Origin of the sequence: Streptomyces cynarae, from assembly GCF_025642135.1 — a bacterium.
Lineage (GTDB): Bacteria > Actinomycetota > Actinomycetes > Streptomycetales > Streptomycetaceae > Streptomyces > Streptomyces cynarae.
Genome location: NZ_CP106793.1, coordinates 852,617 through 870,862, shown reverse-complemented (window position 1 = coordinate 870,862; position 18,246 = coordinate 852,617). Strand labels below are relative to the sequence as shown.

Below are 18,246 nucleotides of genomic sequence, written 5' to 3'. Positions count from 1 at the left end.
ACAGGCCCTAGCCCAGCGCCTCCTCAGCCGCGGCAGCGACCGCTGCGGCCACCGCCGCCAGCGCGGGCGAGTCCAGCTTCCACTGCTGCCAGTACAACGGCGCGTCCGCCGGCCGGTCCTCGGCCAGGTGCACCAGCCGCCCCGCGCGCAGCAGCGGCCCGGCCTGCTGAACGGGCACCATGCCCCACCCCATTCCGGCCGCGACGGCGTCCACGAAACCCTCCGACGTCGGGACGAGGTGCCGCCGCCCGCGCGCACCACCGGACGGCCGCAGCTCCCGCAGGAACCGGTCCTGGAAGTCGTCGTATTGGTCGAAGGCGACGACCGGCGCTCCGCCGAGCACGTCCCGCAGCGGTACCTCGGGCCAGCCCGCCAGCCACCGCCGGACGAACCCGGGGCCGGCCATGGCCATGTACCGCATCCGCCCGAGGCTCCGCACACCGCACCCCGCGACCGGGTCCGGCGACGAGGTGACCGCGGCCATCACCTGGCCCTCGCGCAGCAGGGCGGCCGTACGGGCCTCGTCCTCGCGGCGCAGTTCGAACCCGATGTCCAGCTCGTCGGCCACACGGGTGAGCGCCGGCAGGAACCAGGTCGCCAGCGAGTCCGCGTTCACCGCGATGGACAGGCGCGTCGTCTCCCCGGCGCCGGTCATGCCCAGCGCGGTTCGAGCGTCCCCCTCCACCTGGGCAAGCTGGCGCGCGAACCGCACGACGACCTCGCCGGACTCGGTGGGCCGCACGGGTTTGGTCCTGGTCACCAGCACCCGCCCGGTGCGCTGCTCCAGCGCCTTGACCCGCTGGCTGACCGCCGAGGGCGTCACGTGCAGGACACGGGCGGCAGCGTCGAAGGTGCCCTCGTCCACCACCGCGAGCAGGGTCCGCACCTGGTCCAGGGGAAGCTCCGTCATCACGTCGGCTAATGGTACGTAAGAACATTTAGCTGTACTTCGGACGCCGCTCCTCCTTAGCGTCCCCTGCATGCCCCACGCACTGACCGCCCTGGCCGCCGGGTTCGGCACCGGCCTGTCCCTCATCGTCGTGATCGGCGCCCAGAACGCCTTCGTCCTGCGCCAGGGCATCCGCCGGGAGGCCGTGCTCGCCGTGGTCGGCATCTGCGCCCTGTCCGACGCGGCGCTCATCGCCCTGGGCGTCGGCGGGGTCGGCGCGTTCGTGGCCGCCTGGCCCGCGGCGCTGACCGCGGTCGGCTGGATCGGCGGTGCCTTCCTGCTCTGCTACGGCGCTCTGGCCGCCCGCCGGGTCCTGCGGCCCTCCGTGCTGCGGGTGGAGGGCGCCTCCGAGCGCTCCTGGAGGCGTGCGGTCCTCACCTGCCTGGCGATGACCTGGCTCAATCCGCACGTCTATCTCGACACCGTCTTCCTGCTCGGTTCCATCGCGGCCGGCCACGGCGCGCTGCGCTGGACCTTCGGTCTCGGCGCGGCCCTGGCCAGCCTGTGCTGGTTCGCCTCGCTCGGCTTCGGCGCCCGGCTGCTCGCCCGCTTCCTGTCCCGCCCGTCCTCCTGGCGCGTCCTGGACGGCCTGGTGGCGGCGACGATGATCGCGACCGGCGGCATGCTCGTCGCCGGCGCCTGAGGCGCCGCCGTTCCCGGCCCGCCGAGGCCGCAGGAGCGACCCGGGTGTCCGTCCGTCGCGCGGATCGGTGATAGTGAACCCGGAATTGAAACGTGTACGAGGCAAGGAAGTCCGTGGACACGAGCGAGAGCACGACCGACAACGGAGCGGCCCCGCAAGAGGGCCCGCAACCGGCACGGGCCAGGGCTCGCGGCTGGCGGCGCTGGGCGATGGACACCCGCCCGCTGCGCCGCCCCGCCTACCGCCGCCTGTGGTCCTCGACGATCGTCACTGCCGTCGGCAGCCAGCTCACCGCGGTAGCCGTGCCCAAGCAGATCTACGACATCACGGGCTCGTCGGCGTGGGTGGGGTACGCGAGCCTCGCCGGCCTGCTGCCGCTCGCGCTCTTCGCGCTGTGGGGCGGCGCCATCGCCGACAGCATGGACCGCCGCAGGCTGCTGCTGATCACCAACTCCGGCCTCGCCGTCACCTCGGTGCTCTTCTGGGTGCAGGCCGCCACCGGCCTGCGATCGGTCGTCGTCCTGATGGTGCTGCTCGCCCTCCAGCAGGCCTTCTTCGGCCTCAACTCCCCGGCCCGCAACGCCTCCATCGCCCGTCTCGTCCCGGCGGACGAACTCCCCGCCGCCAACGCCCTCGGTTCCACCGTCATGCAGACCGGCCTGGTGGCCGGACCCCTCCTCGCCGGCGCCCTGATCCCCGTGATCGGCCTGTCCGAGCTCTACCTGATCGACGCCCTCGCCCTGTGCGCCACGGTGTGGGCGGTCGTCCGGCTCCCCGCCCTGCCGCCCCAGGCGGCCGCGGCGAACAGCCGGGCGGGCTGGCAGGCGATCGCCGAGGGCTTCCGCTACATCTCCCTCCACAAGGTGCTGCTGCTGTCCTTCCTCGCCGACATCATCGCCATGGTGCTCGGCATGCCCCGCGCCCTGTTCCCCCAACTCGCCGCGCAGACGTTCGCGCCCTACGGGGAGGGACTGGCCCTCGGCCTGCTGTTCGCCGCCATCCCCGTCGGAGCGGTGCTCGGCGGCCTGCTGTCCGGCACGTTCTCCCGCGCCCGCCGCCACGGCCTCATGGTGATCGCAGCGGTGATCGGCTGGGGCGCGGCCATCACCGGCCTCGGCCTGACCACGAACCTCTGGGTGGCCGTCGCGTTCCTGGCGCTCGCCGGTGTGGCCGACATGGTCTCGATGGTCTTCCGCGGCGCGATCCTGCTGTCGGCGGCCACCGACGAGATGCGCGGCCGGATGCAGGGCGTGTTCACGGTCGTCGTGGCGGGCGGACCACGCCTCGCCGACGCGCTCCACGGCACCGCCGGCTCGGTCCTCGGCGCTCGGGCCGCCATCGCGGGCGGTGGCCTGCTGGTCATCGCGGCGACCCTGGTCCTGGCCTTGGCGACGCCCTCACTGCGCACATACCGGATCTGAATTCAAAATCCACGCCCCGATACACGCCACCCGTAATTGCACAGTGATTCACGGGTTGACCAGGAAATACTCTCCGCGCGCATTCCCTTCGAGCGGGGTATCGTCAACATATGAATACGGTGGGCTTTGCAATACAGGCTGCTGCTCGCGACGACCGCGTTGCTTCCCAGTGGATGCTCAGCGTGTTCTTCATTCTCGTGGGCGTGATCGTCGCCGGAGCGCTGGTCTGGGCGGTCCGGCTCGGCATGTCCGTCCGCGACCGGGAACCCGCACCGCCCCGCCCCGATGAGCATCCGCGCCTGCCCGACGGCGGGCCGGTCCTGGAGGAGCGCGAGGTCCGGGAGCCCGAGGAGATGCCGATCGCGGGACAGGAGAGCGACCGGCTCATGCCCTACCAGCTCCACCATGCGGCGTCCAAGCGGTGCGACGATCAGCACCGCAAGCGCTGGCATCCGGGTTCCAGCGGCGGCTTCGGCAGCGGCGGCCCCGGCCACGTGTGAGCCGGACGCCGACCACCTCACCGCAGGTCACGTCAGGGCAGGTCGGCCGCCGCGTCCTCCGGCGCCAGGTCCGGGCGCAGCCGCAGCCATGAGGCCTGTCGGAGCAGCCCCGACCGGGTGCGTGTGTTGTAGCGGACCTCGCCGACGAGTCTCGGCAGGACCCAGCGGGCCCCCGCCACCCGTGGATCCCGTTCGAACGGACACCGAGAGGTCTTCACCGCCTCCAGCAGCCGGGCGAGTTCGGCCCGCTCGCCCTCGCTCCAGCCGGTGCCCACCCGCCCGACGTAGCGCAGCCGCCCGGCCTCGGCCCGCTGCCCCACCAGCAGCGCCCCGGGCAGTCCCCGCAGCCGTCCCTGGCCGGGCAGCCAGCCGCCGACGATCACATCGACGGCTCGCACGTTGCGGATCTTGATCCAGAAACGGGACCGCACCCCCGGCTCGTAGACCGAGTCGAGCCGCTTGCACACCAGCCCCTCCAGACCCGCCTCCCGGGTCGCCTCCAGCGCCCGCGCCCCGTGGCCGACGATCGCCCCCGGCGTCGACCAGTACGCACCGGCCAGCGCCAGCCCCTCCAGCAGCTGCCGCCGCCGGGCGTAGGGAAGCGCCAGAAGGCGCTCGCCGCGCAGGAACATGACGTCGAACAGCACCAGGTGCACCGGGATCTGCACCGCGCGGCGCGCCGCCAGGGCGGGGGAGTGGGCGAGGCCCATCCGGGACTGCAGCCGCTGGAAGTCACCGCGCCCCCGCTCGTCGAGCGCCACCACCTCGCCGTCCAGCACGGCGGTCGTGGCGCCCAGGGCGCCGCCCAGCGGCCGCAGTTCGGGGTACGCGCCGGTGATCACCTCGCCCGAGCGGGCCCGTAGCTCAAGACCGCCGTCGCCGGGCAGATAGACCACCACCCGCTGGCCGTCCTGTTTCGTCTCGTACGCCCACTGCGCGTCCTGCCCGGCGGGCGGCAGAGTGCCGGGGCAGGCGAGCATGGGGGCGATCAGCGGCAGTCTCACGGGTCAGTTGTGGACACCGCCGCACACCCTCACGCGTCCCGGCCGTACGATTTCCCCCGAACGGGGCCCCGCTGTTCGGTTCGGGTCGTCTGCAAGGACCCCAGGGCCTTTCGTCATGCAACGAGAGGCCTTAGGGCCGCCGGAAGATCGTGATGGAGTGACCGACGTCGTCGATCGCCCTGCTGCCGCGGATCAGCTGCTTCAGCCGGGCATCGGCCTTGGCGATCGACGTGTCGGAGACGACGAGCAGCCCGTGCACCCGGTTCGGAGGCACCCTGAGCGGGTCGCGCCCGTGGACGCCGTACCAGGACGGCACACCACTGCCCTTGTAGACGAGCCAGACGCTCTTCTCGTCCGGGTACCGCTCGCGCAGCCGGTCCGCCAGCCGTCCGAGGTCCTGGCCCCAGTCGACGTTCGAGTCGTGCAGCCTGAGATACGTCTTCTTCGGCCCGCCGAACGCCTCGTTGGAGTACGGCAGATAGTACGGGTACGTCCGCACCGAGCTGACCGCCACGAACGTGACCAGGGCCGCCGTCACCGCGTACACCCACTGCTGCCGCTGCGCGAGCACGCAGGCCGCCGCGACGGCCAGGAACACCGGAACGAAGATCGCGTAACGCACCCCGAGGTCGCGTGAGCCCTGCATCGCCGCGGCCAGCAGCACACCCGGCACCAGCAGCACATACGGGACGGCCGGGCGCAGCCGGGGCACCACCGCCATGGTCACCGCCCCGCCGAGCCACAGGGCCAGCATGCCGAGCGGCGTCTTCACCAGCAGCGCGGCCGGCAGGTAGTACCACCGGTTGCCGGTGTAGAGCCGGCCGAACAGGTAGCCGCGCCACTGCGCGCTCTCGAACCCGAACTGGATCCTCATCCCGTCGCGGTACGGCTCCGGGAACGGCAACGCGTGGACGAGCAGGGCGCCCGGACCGTGCACGGCGGGCGTGTCCGGGGGTGTCGTCCACCGCAGCCGGGGGTCGACGACGAGATAGACGGCCCACACGACGGCGACGAGGACCAGCGCGACCCCGACGGCCGCCGCCCCGGCACGCGCCGCACGCCGCGGACGTGCCACGCAGGCGCCCTGTGCCTGCCAGTACGACCAACCGGCCAGCACCAGCAGCACCGGCACCGCGGGCAGCGTGCTCATCTTCGTGGCCACGGCCGCCCCGGTCGCCACCCCGGCGAGCGGCAGATACGGCAGCGGCCGCCCCCGCGCCCGCCACACCATCCAGGCCGCCGTCACCACGAAGCCCGCCGCGGGCACGTCCAGGGTGGCCAGGGAGCCGTTCGTGATCAGGTCGGGCGAGAACGCGTACAGGGCCAGCGCCACCAAAGCGCCGACGGAGCCGGTCAGTTCGCGGGCGAAACCGAACACCACCAGCCCGAACAGCAGCGTCATCACCATCACCGGCAGTCGGGCCCAGAACATCACCCGCCACGGGTCGTTGCCCGAGGCGTACAGCAGCCGCCGCCCCAACTCTCCTTGATCGCCCCGGAAACCGGGCTCGAGGCGCGGGTGTGCGAAGACCGTGCCGGTCGCGATGATCAGTTTGCCGAGCGGGGGGTGCTCCGGGTTGAAGCGCAGACTGTGCTCCCGCAGGTACACGACGGCCGTGCCGACATACACGGGCTCGTCGATGGTGGGGGTCTGCCGCACCGCGGTGGTGGCCATGGCGAACGCCATCTGGACCAGCAGCGCGCACACCGCGAGCACCAGCAGCGGCCGCCGGTGCCGCCGCAGCGCCGCCCGGCGACCCGGCCTCCGGCGTCCGCCCGGGAGGGGGTGCCGGCCGGTTCCGGGGACCGGCGCCGTCGGACGTGACGGGCGGCTGCTGGTCGTGCGTCATCGTCCGCGCCCCCGGGTCGTACGTCGCGTCCGAGCGGTCCGCGCCCCTGCATGCTGCCATGACCCTTGCTACGTCGACACGGCATGACCTTGCTCAATCGCGCGCGTGTCGTGTCCGGAAGGACGCGGATGCGCGCACGCCGCCCCGACCGACCGTGCGGATCACGGAGGCGGGCGGCTCCCTTGCCGCGAATGCCCGAAACCGCAGCACCCAGGGATCAATTCCCTTGCGGCAGTGGACGGTTGTCGCCCCGGCGGCGTATTGCACAGGGTGTCGCGAATTGACTCACGGGCGGTGCGGTCGGCCGGAAATCCGCCGGAGCCGTGTAACCGGTCACGGGCGGGCGTACTCCTCCCGGACGACGGCGGCGAGTTGGGCGAGGACCTCCTCGGCGCGGGTGCGGTCGGCTGTGTCGAGCACCGCCAGCGCGTCCGCCGCGACCTCCCGGACACGCTGGGGCACCTCGTCCAGAGCGGCCATCCGATAGGCGAGGGTGCGCCGTGCGGCACGCTCCTCGTGGGTGACCCCGAGGGGGCCCGTACGGGGGAAGACCGCGGCCTCGTACGCGGCGACGTGCACCAGCACTCCGTGCGCGATCCCTTCCGCGTAGCCACGCATTCCCGCGTGCCGCCGGGCCGCGTCGAAGTGCGCCAGCGCACGCCGGCGGAAGACCAGGGCGCCGAGTGCGCCCGCCGCGCCCCCGCAGGCCGCGGCCACGAGGGCGGCCCGCGCGCCACCGAAGAGGGCGCCGATCAGGGCACCGCTCGCGGTGGTCAGACAGACCAGCCCGGTGACGAGCAGAAGAAGGGCGCGGGCGGGCGTGATCGGGGCCATGACGTGCAGTGTGCCAGCGGTGCGGGGGCCCGGTGCCCGGCCTGTCGTGCACGTGATGTGCGACACGTACGCGATCGCCTTTCCCACGGCGCTGAAGCGATTCATGCTGGGCACGGCTTGATCGGTGATCTAGCCAGGGAAATCCATCGGCCGTCCGATCTTGGTTGCATTTGACACTTTGTTGCGTACGCGGATAGGAACGTGGCCGGAAGTGGAGAGGTGGACCGTGCACGAGCCCCATGTGATCGGTGACTGGCAGGAATGCGGGGACGAGCATGCCGGGCTGCGTGTCCGTGTCCACGGGCTGGAAAAGGCGGAGCCGCCGCGTGGGCGTGACGATTCGGCCGAAGGCCTCACCTATTTCCGCTTCAGGGTGACCGTGGAGAACCGGTCGGCGGAACCGGTCGGCATCCATCTGGAAGACGGTCAACTGGACGTGCGGACCGGTCCGGACGGCGAGAGCGCATTTCTCGACTGGCGCAACTCGCACTTCATCGAGGGCTTCGACGTCTATCCGCTGCGCCGTGCGACCGCCGTCCTGTACGCCGCCGCCCCGGAATCCGCCCTGAGCCTCGTGGACATCCAGGTCCAGCTGAAGGCGGACGACGAATGGACGGACCGGTATCTGTGGTCCGGCGACATGACCGTCCCGGACGGCCCGCAGGGCACGGCCACCCGCGCCGACGGCACCTCCGAGACCCTGGCCGGCCAGATCAGCACGTTCCTGCGCGAACAGGCGGAGCGCGGCCAGCACTGAGCGCCGGAACCTCCGGCGCGACGCCCGGCACGCCCTCTCGCCACACCGGCCGAAAGCCCAAGTACGTCCAGTACGAGGGCTTCCGGCCGGCACTCCCCCAAGCTCTTCGAGCAGGGGGTACCCCCAGAGCACGCACCGGACGCCGCTCCTTGACGGGCAAACGTTGCCTGCCGGGGCACTAGCTTCGGAATGAGCGGGCCAGCCACGGGGTGAGCGAGGTGCGCAGGATCAGCTCCTTGTACGTCTCGTCCCCGGGCAGCGGCACGATCAGCCACTGGCCGGGCGGGAAGAACCGCCCCGTCACATAGGCCAGACCGCCGTAGACGGACCGCAGGAACGCCGGGACCACGTCCCGGGGGAGATCCTCGAAATCCACGTCGTCGACAGTGATCTTCGCGTCCTCGTCGGGGAAGAGCTGGACCGTGACGGCCGGTGAGCCTCCCAGCTCGACGAACGCCTCATGCGGCAGCGAACCGTCCGGATCGAGAACCGCGAACGCCCCGGCCGCGGCGCGGTGGGAAGTCCGGTCCGCGCCGATGTCGTGGGTGGCGGTCATCGCCAGGCCGTACTCCTGCGCGATCTCACGTATCGCCGTGACGGCCGACTCGGTGGTGGGCAGATGCGGATGCGTCATGGCCCGTCACAGTAGCGAGTGGCGTCGCCGTGCCACTCGGCGAGGGCGGACGGCGCTCAGGCGAGGAAGTCGAGGACCAGTGGGTCGATCTCCTGCGCATGGGCGAGAGGCAGCGTGTGATGGGTCGCTGTGGGCAGCACATGGATCCGCGCGTGCGGCGCTCGTTCCCGTACGCGCTCACGGATCGTGCGGGTGTCGTGCGCGCGGCTGCGGGCTGCCAGCACGACCAGCAGGGGAACTACGGAGCGGCGCAGGAGTTCCGGGCCGGGCGGGCGAGGATCGACGATCTTGGGGACGTATCCGGCCGTGCCGCGAACGGTCACTTCCAGCCACCCCTCGTCCACCGTCGCCCCACCCGTCTCCCACTCCAGGAACCCGCGCGCCGCCCGCTCGCCGGGCTTCAGGAACAGCGGCGCGGCCCGCAGCAGGTACTGCGCCCGGTATCCGCCGAAGCAGCGCGTGGGATCCAGCAGCACGGCCCCGCTCACCCGCTGCGGCGCGTGCAGGGCGTAGGTGAGGGACAGCCAGGCCCCGTACGAGTGCCCGCAGAACGCCGCCCGCTCGATCCCCAGCTCACCCAGCACCTCGTCCAGCCATGCCGTCAGATCGCCGGTGTCGCGCGCCACGCGGCCGTCCGCGATGCTCCGTCCGGCCTGGCCGATGGTGTCCACCGCGTGGACCCGGTACCGCGCGCTGAGCCTCTCGACATCGGCGAGCCAGACCGTCGACGTGGCGCCTCCGCCGGGCAGCAGGACCAGCGCCGGTGCGTCGTGCGGGCCGCAGGAGTTCACGCGCGTCGTCCCGTACGTGGTGGGTACGTCGACGGACTCGACCTGCACCGGCCAGCTCCCCAGCACGGCGTCGTACGCCGACAGAAAGCGCTCCTCGGCTTCCGAACTGCGGAAACGCGCCGCAGCGGACATGGGACCTCCCCGGTCGAAACGGCATTCGAAACTACGTCACTGAACGATATACTCACTCACTGAGATATCCACAACGGAAGGGCGCCACGTGGACCACCGCGACCCGCGTCTGCAACTGGTGCACCTGCTGCGCGGCATCACCGTCGAACTCGACCTGCTCGGCGCCGAATTCGCCGCGCGGAACAGCTTGCACCCCACTGACCTGCGCGCACTGATCCACCTGCTCGACTTCGACCGGACGGGGACCGACGCCACGCCCGGTCGGCTGGGTGCGCAGCTGGGGCTGAATTCCTCGGCCGTCACGGCCGTCGTCGACCGGCTGGAGCGGCGGGGCCTCGTCGACCGCGGACACGACCCGCGCGACCGGCGCCGGGTCCTCCTCGCCGTCACCGACCAGGCGACCGACCTCGGCTGGTCCTTCTTCGGTCCGCTGATCAGCAGGCTGGTCGCGGCGGAAGGGGAGTTCGACGAGAACGAACTGGACGCCGTCCGCCGCTTCCTGCAGACGACGCAGTCCGTCCTGGTGACGGCGCGTCAGGAGAAGTAGCCACCTGTATCGCCCCCCGGGGCGCACCGCCGGCGAACCGCGATGCTCCGCCGGCACGCCGGGCGGCCGCGGCACTGGTGATCAGTACACCTAGTCGCCGCGATGCCGCCAGTACCACAACACGCCGGCCACCAGGGCGCACAGGAAGACCAACGGCACGATCAGGCCGGGGATGCGGGCCGGGCTCATCGGCGTGCCGGGGGAGCGGAGGGACGGCGCGGAGGCGTTGCCATGGCTTGATCGTGCCTCTGTCGGGCGTGCGGAACTATGCTCTCCGCAGTTGGAATTGTGTACGAGCGGGTCCCCCGGGCGCCCGGCGGCCCAGAGCGCGGCTCACTCGCGGTAGACGGTGAGCACGGCCCCGTTGATCTCGATGCGCTGCGGCGTGGGGCCCTCACCGCGGCGCAGCAGGGCGAGGCACTGGTCGAAGAGGGTCAGTTCCTCCTCGCTGAGCACGGCCGCCGCGAGATCCAGGAGTTCCCCGATGGCGGCGTCGGTGAGGTCGGCCGGCAGTTCGCCGGAGAGCAGGACCACGGATTCTCCCGTCGGTCCCTTGACGATGGCGGTGGTGGGGCCGCCGTGTACGAAGAGCAAAGTTCCCCCCAGAGAACCCGGGGCGTGCGGCTCACGGGGCCCCGGGCAGGAGGAGAGACTAGCGGCGGATCATGCGTGTTCGGGTGGAAGTGACGTCTTCTGGTGCAAGTGACCGGTGGGGCGGGAGTCCGCTCGCCGTACCCCCGCTCGCCCGGGCGCGCTCAGGGCGCGTCCGAGGACCGGCCGAGCAGTGACTCGACGAGGGCCGCGACATGGCGGCGGTCCTCGGCCGACAGACGCTGCACGCTTGCGATGAGCACGTCCACTTCGGGGTCACGGGAGGCCTCGGACGCCTGCGCCGGTTCGGCGGCAGGGGCGTAGAGGTGGATGCCGCAGGCCTCGGCGGCTGCCCGGCGGATGGTGTCCAACGGCAGAGCCAGGCCCTGGGCCAGCCCCTCGAGGGTGGACGGCTGCGGCATCCGGGCCATGTGGTCCGTCGTGGCGAGGTGGTGCACCGTCGAGCGGGGGATGCCTCCGCGGCGGGCGACGTCGCCGTACGACCAGCGCTCACTGTCCAGCCGGTCGCGGATGATCTGCTGCAGTGCGTTGGCCACCGATGGTCACTTCCTGCTCGCCGCCGGGCGGAACTCTTCCGCGTCGGATCATTCTAGGGGCGACTTGGGTGCGTGACGGAAGGTGTTCTCCCGAACCGCTTGCGTCACACCCGCCTCGGCCCGTAGTGTCCAATCTCGTTGGACAGCCCGTCCGACGGAGTTGGACACGATCCGGGGGGACCTGACCGTGTCCGACGGCACCGCATTGCGAACCCCGAGGGGGAATCGACCATGATGGATCCGCGTGAGCTGGACGCCGAGTCCGCCGAACTGCTGCCGGGCCGCGAGGCCCTGGGCCGACTGAAGTTCAGCTTCGGCAAGACGGTGAACGTCACCAAGCACGTCGCCAACGTCTCCGCGCACAACGAGTCGGCCGCGCTCAACGACCACTCGTCGTGGTCGGTGGCGGACTCCGGTGCCGCCCAGTCCATCAACATCACCCAGTGATCCGGTGCCGCACGGCCCGGCGCCCCGGCACCGTGCGGCACCCGGTACCGCCGCGGCGACACCTCACCACACCTCCGCTCGCCGCGGCGGTACCACCACCGGGCGGCAACACCTGACGTTTTGTCACCCCACATCGGCCGGGCGGCGATTCGCGTCCGCCCGGCCCCACCACGCCGTACAACGAACGTCTTCGAGAAAGGACACGCCATGAGCATGAACGCCCACGAGCTGGACGCCGAGACCGCGGAGCTGCTGCCGGGCCGCGAGGCCCTGGGCCGGCTGAAGTTCAGCTTCGGCAAGACGGTGAACGTCACCAAGCACGTCGCCAACGTCGCCGCGAGCAACCAGTCGGCCGCGCTCAACGACCACTCCGCATGGTCGGTCGCCGAGTCCCAGGCCACGCAGTCCATCACCATCCACCAGTAACCCCCGCACCACGAGGGCACATTCCGCGGACCGCGCCGGGGGCAGGCGCGGTCCGCACTCGGGGGGAGGAAAGGCGCACATGACGCTGCTGGGGGACAACGCCGCGGCACTGTACGACACCGGACCGGTGCCGGGGCCCGGGGGGATCCCGGTGACGTACGAGCAGGTCGCCACCGGCGACCTCCCCGTCGTCGGCCCGGAGAAGCCGCTCGTACCGCGGCTGAGCGCCGGGCTCCAACTGCACGGCGAGTACCAGGGATCGGGGTTCACCGAGCCCCGGTACATCGCCCGTCGGGGGGACGGGCAGGTCGTGCAGCTCACACGGCTGCTGCATCTGGTCGCGTCGTCGATCGACGGCGGCCGCGACCTCGAGACGATCGCCCACCGGGTCAGCGCCCGGTTCGGACGCGAGGTCAGCGCGGACAACATCCGCTATCTGATCGAGAACAAGCTGGAGCCACTCGGCGTGACGGTCCCCGAGGGGCAGGAGGACGACCAGGTTTTTGCGCCCCGGTCGGACCTGCTCCTCGCGCTCAAGGGCCACCGCGTCCTGTTCGACGAGCGGCGCGTGGCCAAGATCGCCGGCGCGTTCGCCTGGCTGCACCGCCCCCTGGTCGTGGCGGCCGTGCTCGCGGGCGTCGCCGTCCTGGACGTGTGGCTGTTCGTGTTCTTCGGCGCGATCACCCCCGTGCTGCAGGTGCTGGACCAACCGGTCCTGCTGCTCGTCGTGTTCGTGCTGACCGTGGCCTCTCTGGTGTTCCACGAGTTCGGCCACGCCTCCGCGTGCCGCTACGGCGGCGCCCGACCCGGCTGCATCGGCTGCGGGCTGTTCCTGATCTGGCCCTCGATGTACACGGACGTCACCGACGTCTATCGGATCGGCAGGGGCGGCCGGCTCCGCACCGACCTCGGCGGCGTCTACTTCAACGTCGTGTTCATGCTGGCCATGGCCGGCGCCTACGCCCTGAGCGGCCAGGCGTTCTTCCTGGCCGCCGTCTATCTCGGCCACTTCGAGATCCTCGAACAGCTCATGCCGGCCGTACGCCTCGACGGCTACTACATCCTCGGCGACCTCGCCGGAGTTCCCGACCTCTACGGCAAGATCAAGCCGATCCTGCTGGGCCTGGTCCCGGGGGCCGCGGGGCGCAGGGCCCGTGCCGAGGTCGCCGCGCTCAAGAAGTCCGCGCGGGCCATCGTCGCCACCTGGGTGCTGACGATGGTGCCGCTGATCATCGGCGAACTCGGCTACGCGCTGTGGAACCTGCCCCGGATCACCACCACGATGATCCGCTCGCTGGCCGAGCAACTCCTCGGCACCGGAGGCGCGTTCGCACACGGCCAGATCGCGGCGGGCCTGATGGGCGTGGTCGGCTGCGTCATGCTGCTGTGCCCGATGGCCGGCGTGGTCTACCTGTCGGTGAAGCTCGGCGGGCGCCTGTGGAGGGGAGGCGCGAAGGCGACGGCAGGCCGGCCACGGCTGCGCCTGGCACTGTGCGCCCTGGTGCTGATCGGCCTCGGCGGCCTGAGTTATGCCTGGGTCTCGGGTCTGACCCCGCGTCCGCTGCCGAAGCAACCGCCGATCGCCCCTATCCTGCAGCCCGGCGTGTCCACGTCGCCCCCGCCCGCCCGGCGCGCCACGCTCCCGGACCGGCACAGCGCGACACCCTCGGCCACGGCCACCACCGTGCCGTCCGGCACGGCGTCCCCGAACGCCTCGGCCGATCCCTCGGCCGCGGCCGGTCCGTCGACTTCGGCGAGTCCGCACCCGAGCGACTCCAAGGCGTCACCGCGGGGCACGGCCGGTGGGCCGTCCGGCAGTCCCGCCGCGAGCGGGCAGCCGCCCACCTCCGCCTCAGCGGTGCCCGGCTCCGGCACGCCGTCCGCTCCGTCGTCCCCGGCCGACAGCCCGTCCGCGCCGGTCAGTTCGAGCGCGCCGCCGGCCGGATCGCCGTCGCCCACCGCCTCTTGATCGCCCCGGCCAGGGCCCGGGGTCCAACGACACCACTCCAGCGGGAGACCATATGAACCAGCACCGCAAAGCCCGTCCCCAATCCGCCCTCACCAGGCGCGCCGTCCGCGTCGGGCTGTTCGCCGCCGGGGCGGCCGGACTCGCGACGGCCGTCCCGGCCCAGGCGGCGACCGGGATGCCGCACCACACCGCGGTCGCCAGCGACCAGACGTTCAGCCGCGCCGACTTCCGGCACCACACACAGACCAGGGACTCCTTCACCGTGCGCCAGCTCGGCACGGTCGACGCCGCGAGCGTACGCAACCAGGCGAACGCCGTCGGGGTGGGCTGCTCGGTCGACGACCACTGCCGGTCGGTCGCGCTGTCCTTCCAGATCGTCACGATGGCCGGGGAGCACACGCATCTCACCGCGGTCAACCGGGGCGACGCGGTCAACGAGCACTGCGACGGCTGCCAGACCCTCGCCGGGGCCTACCAGTTCGTCGTATCCACCCCCCGCCCCTTCACGCTGGACCAGGCGACTCAGCGGCGGCTCGCCGACATCCACCGGCGGCTGGACGCGCTGACCCGCTCGAACCTGCCGGCCACCGACCTCAAGACGCGCGCCGACGCCCTGGCCGCCGAGGTGAACGCCGTGCTGCGGGACGCGGTCGCGAACGCCCCCAAGGGCGATGAGCGGCCCACCGTAACCCTCCACCGCCACCTGGACGGCTGGCCCGCCCACTGACCGGGCGGCCCGGGCCCGCCGCCCCGAACCACGGGGCGGCGGGCCTTCTTTGTGGGGGGAGGGGAGCGGGCTCAGCGGTAGGTGATGTCGGACGCGCTGTACTTGCAGTAGGTGCCGTCGGGTCCGGTGCCGTTCTTCGTCGGTTCCGCGCCCGTCTTGTTGCCGATGTACTTCTGGCACGGGACGATCTTCTTGCTGCTGTCCCCGACGATGGTGATGTTCTTCAGTGTCGCGCTGTCGCCGTAGTTGGTGTTGATCCCGACGAGCGCGGTGCCCTTGTAGGTCGCCTCGATGGTGTTGAGGTTGATCGTGCGCTTGTACTGCGTCTTGCAGTTGCCGCACGAGCGGACCAGCTTGCCGAAGTTCTTCACCGCGAAGTGGGACACGTTCAGCGTTCCGGCGCCGTTGAACTGGAACACCTTGTCGCTGGCCTCCTTCGCGCCCCCACCGGTGACGGTGTAGACGTTGGACGACGAGGAGCCCTTGAAGGTCGCCGCGTCCTCGCCGACGTCCTCCCACCAGACGTTCTGCAGGGTGCAGCTGCCCTCGCAGTGGATGCCGTCCGCGGCCGGGGCGCCGATGATGACGTTCTTCAGGACGGCGCCGGGGGCCAGATCGAGGATCGGATCCTGGTCCTCGTTCTGGCCGCCGGTGCCCAGGTCTCCGCTGCCGTAGAGGCGCTTCATCCCGTAGTCCTTGGTGCCGGAGATCGGGATGGTCTTGGTGACGGCCTGGCTGCCGTTCGCGGTGGGCCAGGTGGCGGCACTCGCGGGGGACAGGGCCCCGTCAGTCATGATCATGACAGCCGACAGTCCGACGGCGGCAAGGGTGCCGGTCAGTGCGCGCCGACGGGCGCGCGGACGTGCTGGTGACGTCATGGAACGACTCCTTGTGGTGTGGGGGGTGGTCACAGCTCTCCGGCGCCCGGGCCGGGGGTCACCGAGACGGCGTGTGCTCGCCCGTCGTCGTGTGTTCAGATGCGTGATGGACGTACGCCATGTGGAACTCCGCGCGGACGCAGCGATGGTGGTGCAGGGCAGTTGGCTGACGCGGGGAGTGCACTTTCCCCAGATCTCCAGGTTGCCCGGCTCCCGATTTCTCTCATCTCGCATATGAGGTACGGCAGTTGGTTCACGCTGCTGAACGGACCGTAGAGGGCAAGCGCTTTCTGGTCAACGCCTCGCGCAGAACACGTTCGGCCTGGCTCCTGTGACCGGCAAGGTCCGGCACGGGGGCGGGGTGCCGATGCGGCCGCACACGGATCGGCCCGGGCCGCTCGCTGCCGAGCGGTCCGGGCCCTCAACTCGCTTGTGATTCCTTGCGGATCGAGGCTCCGGCCGTCAGCTGCTGCGGGCCCGCAGCGCGGCAAGTGCGCGGTCGGCGTGCGCGCTCATGCGCAGTTCGCTGCGCACGACCTCGAGGACGGTCCGGTCCTGGTCGATGACGAAGGTGACGCGCTTGGTGGGAGCCAGGGAGAGGCCCCGTCTGACTCCGAACCTCTCCCGGACGGTGCCGTCCGCGTCCGACAGCAACGGGAAGCCGAGCGTGTGGCGCCCGGCGAACTCCTGCTGCCGGTCGACCGCATCCCCGCTGATGCCGACAGGCCGCGCGCCGACGGCCGCGAACTCGGCGGCCAGGTCCCGGAAATGGCACGCTTCGGCGGTGCAGCCCGGGGAGAGGGCGGCGGGGTAGAAGAACAGCACGACCGGCCCGTCGGCGAGGAGTTCGCTGAGGCGCCGCTCCGTACCCGTCTCGTCCGGGAGGGTGAAGTCCTCGACCTCGGCGCCCACGTCGACACGACCCGCCATCACTGGATCTCCTGTTCCTCGCCGATGCCGGCGCCCGTCCTGGGCCCTGCCCGGGCCGATCCTACGGGACGGTCCATCGGGCGTGCGCCGGGGTCCGCTGCCGTCGGCGCCGTGGCCGCGCCGGGGCCGTGACCTCGAAAGTTTCGGTCGGGGCGAGATTCGGTGACCTCTGTGGGAGCGCTTCCATGTCAGGCATGGCCATGCCACCATCCCAAAGGGCCCCCAAGCAACGACCTGACGCTCGCCACCACACCGAGACCGTCGTCAACAGGAAGGCGGCACCCTGCTCGTGACCGTGTCGAGAAACATGAAGTTGTGGACCAGAGCGCCGCTCTCCCAGTTGTTCGCCGTCGGTGTGCTCGCCCTCTGCCTCGTCACCACATCCACGGTGGTCGGCGCGGCGGAGCGGCACACCGGTCCGTCTGCCGCCGCCGCCCCGCCGGACCGTGGCTGGGTCGGCACCTGGACGGCGATGCCGCAACTGACGGAGCCCGCCAACATGCCGCCCGCGCCCTTCACAGGCAAGGACTCCGTGCTCGTCGACACCACCCTGCGGCAGACGGTCCACGTCACCGTCGGGGGCTCCCGCATCCGCCTCCGGTTCTCCAACGCGTTCGGCACGACCCCCTTGCCGCTCACCAGGGTGTCCGTGGCACTTCCGGCGGACGGCCGGGCCGGCGTCAGCGCCGTCCGGCCCGGCACGACGCGACGGATCACGTTCGCCGGCCGGGAGTCGATCACCGTCCCGGTCGGCGCCCAGATGGTCTCCGACCCCCTGGACTTCACCCTGCGGCCCGGCTCGAATCTGACGGTCACCACCTATCTGGCCACCGGTCAGGCTTCCCTCGCTCTCACCTCCCACCCCGGCTCCCGCACCACCTCCTACCTCACAGCCGGCGACCACACCGGCGACGAGGACCTTCCGGGAGCCACTCCGGTCGACCACTGGTACCTGCTCAGCGACGTGGAAGTCGTCCCCGACCGCCCCACCGCCGCGGTCGCGGTCCTCGGCGACTCCCTCACCGACGGCCGCGGTTCCACCACCAACGGCAACGACCGCTGGCCCGACCAGCTTTACGACCGCCTGAGGGCGCGCCCCGCCACCGCCGGCGTCGCGGTCCTCAACCAGGCCGCCGGCGGCAACCGCGTCCTCAACGACGGCCTCGGCCCCAATGTCCTCGCCCGCCTCGACCGCGACGTCCTCGCTCACAGCGGCGTCGCCTGGCTGGTCGTCTTCGAGGGTGTCAACGACATCGGCACGGCCGCGGCCACCCCGGCCGCCCAGCACGCCGTCGCCGACGACCTGATCGCCGCTTACCAGCAGATCGTCGTCCGCGCGCACGCCCAGGGCATCCGCGTGTACGGCGCCACTCTGCTGCCGTTCGGCGGCAACACCGCGTACGACGACCCCGACGGCCTCAGGGAGGCGACCCGGCAGACGGTCAACGCCTGGATCCGGGCCCGCGGGCACTTCGACGCGGTCGTCGACTTCGACCGCGTCGTGCGTGACCCCGACAACCCCCGGCGGCTCAGGCCGGGTCTCCAGGTCGGCGACTGGCTGCACCTCAACCCGGAGGGGTACCGCGCACTGGCCACGGCAGTCCCTGCGGCCCTCTTCCGTAACACGGAGGAGTGGTAGCCGAGTTGGCGTGGTGTCCT

20 protein-coding genes are annotated in these 18,246 nt (G+C 71.5%); 10 read left to right on the top strand and 10 right to left on the bottom strand.

Annotated features, from left to right (window positions below):
* Positions 1–7: 7 nt before the first annotated feature.
* On the bottom strand, positions 8–913 hold the full coding sequence (locus N8I84_RS04225; protein ID WP_263228237.1) for a LysR family transcriptional regulator ArgP: 906 nt from the start codon (positions 911–913) through the stop codon (positions 8–10).
* 67 nt (positions 914–980) lie between these two features.
* On the opposite strand from N8I84_RS04225, the gene N8I84_RS04220 reads away from it, so the two are divergent.
* From N8I84_RS04220 to N8I84_RS04210, 3 genes are all read left to right on the top strand, one after another.
* Positions 981–1,592: a LysE/ArgO family amino acid transporter gene (locus N8I84_RS04220; RefSeq protein ID WP_263228236.1), complete on the top strand. Its 612-nt coding sequence runs from the start codon at positions 981–983 to the stop codon at positions 1,590–1,592.
* Positions 1,593–1,705: 113 nt separating this feature from the next.
* Positions 1,706–3,013: an MFS transporter gene (locus N8I84_RS04215; protein ID WP_263228235.1), complete on the top strand. Its 1,308-nt coding sequence runs from the start codon at positions 1,706–1,708 to the stop codon at positions 3,011–3,013.
* A gap of 110 nt (positions 3,014–3,123) precedes the next feature.
* On the top strand, positions 3,124–3,513 hold the full coding sequence (locus N8I84_RS04210) for a DUF6479 family protein (RefSeq protein WP_263228234.1): 390 nt from the start codon (positions 3,124–3,126) through the stop codon (positions 3,511–3,513).
* Between the two features lie 32 nt (positions 3,514–3,545).
* On the opposite strand, the gene N8I84_RS04205 is transcribed toward N8I84_RS04210, so the two are convergent.
* The 3 genes from N8I84_RS04205 to N8I84_RS04195 all read right to left on the bottom strand — a co-directional run bounded on the left by N8I84_RS04205 (position 3,546) and on the right by N8I84_RS04195 (position 7,201).
* Positions 3,546–4,517 carry an ATP-dependent DNA ligase gene (locus N8I84_RS04205; RefSeq protein ID WP_263228233.1) on the bottom strand — a complete coding sequence of 324 codons (972 nt, stop codon included), beginning with the start codon at positions 4,515–4,517 and terminating at the stop codon, positions 3,546–3,548.
* Between the two features lie 130 nt (positions 4,518–4,647).
* Entirely contained in the window at positions 4,648–6,204 is a 1,557-nt protein-coding gene (locus N8I84_RS04200) for a phospholipid carrier-dependent glycosyltransferase (RefSeq protein ID WP_390899018.1), read from the bottom strand.
* A gap of 496 nt (positions 6,205–6,700) precedes the next feature.
* A complete protein-coding gene (locus N8I84_RS04195; RefSeq protein ID WP_263228232.1) occupies positions 6,701–7,201 on the bottom strand; it encodes a hypothetical protein in 501 nt (166 codons plus the stop codon).
* A 226-nt stretch (positions 7,202–7,427) separates the two neighbouring features.
* Between N8I84_RS04195 and N8I84_RS04190 the strand changes: the two genes are divergently transcribed.
* Complete coding sequence (locus N8I84_RS04190) at positions 7,428–7,958, top strand: hypothetical protein (protein ID WP_263228230.1); 531 nt, start codon at positions 7,428–7,430, stop codon at positions 7,956–7,958.
* A gap of 178 nt (positions 7,959–8,136) precedes the next feature.
* Here the strand turns inward: N8I84_RS04190 and N8I84_RS04185 are convergent, their stop codons facing one another.
* Positions 8,137–8,592 carry a hypothetical protein gene (locus tag N8I84_RS04185; RefSeq protein WP_263228228.1) on the bottom strand — a complete coding sequence of 152 codons (456 nt, stop codon included), beginning with the start codon at positions 8,590–8,592 and terminating at the stop codon, positions 8,137–8,139.
* A 56-nt stretch (positions 8,593–8,648) separates the two neighbouring features.
* Positions 8,649–9,515 (bottom strand): alpha/beta fold hydrolase, encoded by an 867-nt coding sequence (locus N8I84_RS04180; protein ID WP_263228226.1) that lies wholly within the window; start codon positions 9,513–9,515, stop codon positions 8,649–8,651.
* Positions 9,516–9,603: 88 nt separating this feature from the next.
* Here N8I84_RS04180 and N8I84_RS04175 point away from each other — a divergent pair, with 88 nt between their 5' ends.
* Positions 9,604–10,062: a MarR family winged helix-turn-helix transcriptional regulator gene (locus N8I84_RS04175; RefSeq protein WP_263228224.1), complete on the top strand. Its 459-nt coding sequence runs from the start codon at positions 9,604–9,606 to the stop codon at positions 10,060–10,062.
* Between the two features lie 333 nt (positions 10,063–10,395).
* On the opposite strand, the gene N8I84_RS04170 is transcribed toward N8I84_RS04175, so the two are convergent.
* Together N8I84_RS04170 and N8I84_RS04165 are read right to left on the bottom strand one after the other, a co-directional pair.
* Positions 10,396–10,656, bottom strand: a complete 261-nt coding sequence (locus tag N8I84_RS04170) for a hypothetical protein (protein ID WP_263228222.1) — start codon at positions 10,654–10,656, stop codon at positions 10,396–10,398.
* Positions 10,657–10,817: 161 nt separating this feature from the next.
* Positions 10,818–11,210, bottom strand: coding sequence for a transcriptional regulator (locus N8I84_RS04165; RefSeq protein ID WP_263228220.1), 393 nt, complete (start codon positions 11,208–11,210; stop codon positions 10,818–10,820).
* Between the two features lie 231 nt (positions 11,211–11,441).
* On the opposite strand from N8I84_RS04165, the gene N8I84_RS04160 reads away from it, so the two are divergent.
* The 4 genes from N8I84_RS04160 to N8I84_RS04145 all read left to right on the top strand — a co-directional run bounded on the left by N8I84_RS04160 (position 11,442) and on the right by N8I84_RS04145 (position 14,779).
* Positions 11,442–11,657, top strand: a complete 216-nt coding sequence (locus N8I84_RS04160) for a hypothetical protein (protein WP_200422987.1) — start codon at positions 11,442–11,444, stop codon at positions 11,655–11,657.
* A 207-nt stretch (positions 11,658–11,864) separates the two neighbouring features.
* Positions 11,865–12,083, top strand: a complete 219-nt coding sequence (locus N8I84_RS04155) for a hypothetical protein (protein ID WP_263228216.1) — start codon at positions 11,865–11,867, stop codon at positions 12,081–12,083.
* A gap of 79 nt (positions 12,084–12,162) precedes the next feature.
* The gene (locus tag N8I84_RS04150; protein WP_263228215.1) at positions 12,163–14,052 is read left to right on the top strand and encodes a zinc metalloprotease; all 1,890 of its coding nucleotides are present in this window, start codon (positions 12,163–12,165) and stop codon (positions 14,050–14,052) included.
* Positions 14,053–14,104: 52 nt separating this feature from the next.
* Entirely contained in the window at positions 14,105–14,779 is a 675-nt protein-coding gene (locus N8I84_RS04145; RefSeq protein WP_263228213.1) for a hypothetical protein, read from the top strand.
* Between the two features lie 71 nt (positions 14,780–14,850).
* Here N8I84_RS04145 and N8I84_RS04140 read toward each other — a convergent pair whose 3' ends face one another.
* On the bottom strand, positions 14,851–15,657 hold the full coding sequence (locus tag N8I84_RS04140; RefSeq protein WP_263228212.1) for a pectate lyase: 807 nt from the start codon (positions 15,655–15,657) through the stop codon (positions 14,851–14,853).
* A 462-nt stretch (positions 15,658–16,119) separates the two neighbouring features.
* Entirely contained in the window at positions 16,120–16,587 is a 468-nt protein-coding gene (locus N8I84_RS04135; RefSeq protein ID WP_263228211.1) for a peroxiredoxin, read from the bottom strand.
* A 307-nt stretch (positions 16,588–16,894) separates the two neighbouring features.
* On the opposite strand from N8I84_RS04135, the gene N8I84_RS04130 reads away from it, so the two are divergent.
* A complete protein-coding gene (locus N8I84_RS04130) occupies positions 16,895–18,226 on the top strand; it encodes an SGNH/GDSL hydrolase family protein (RefSeq protein ID WP_263234657.1) in 1,332 nt (443 codons plus the stop codon).
* The last annotated feature ends 20 nt before the right edge of the window (positions 18,227–18,246 follow it).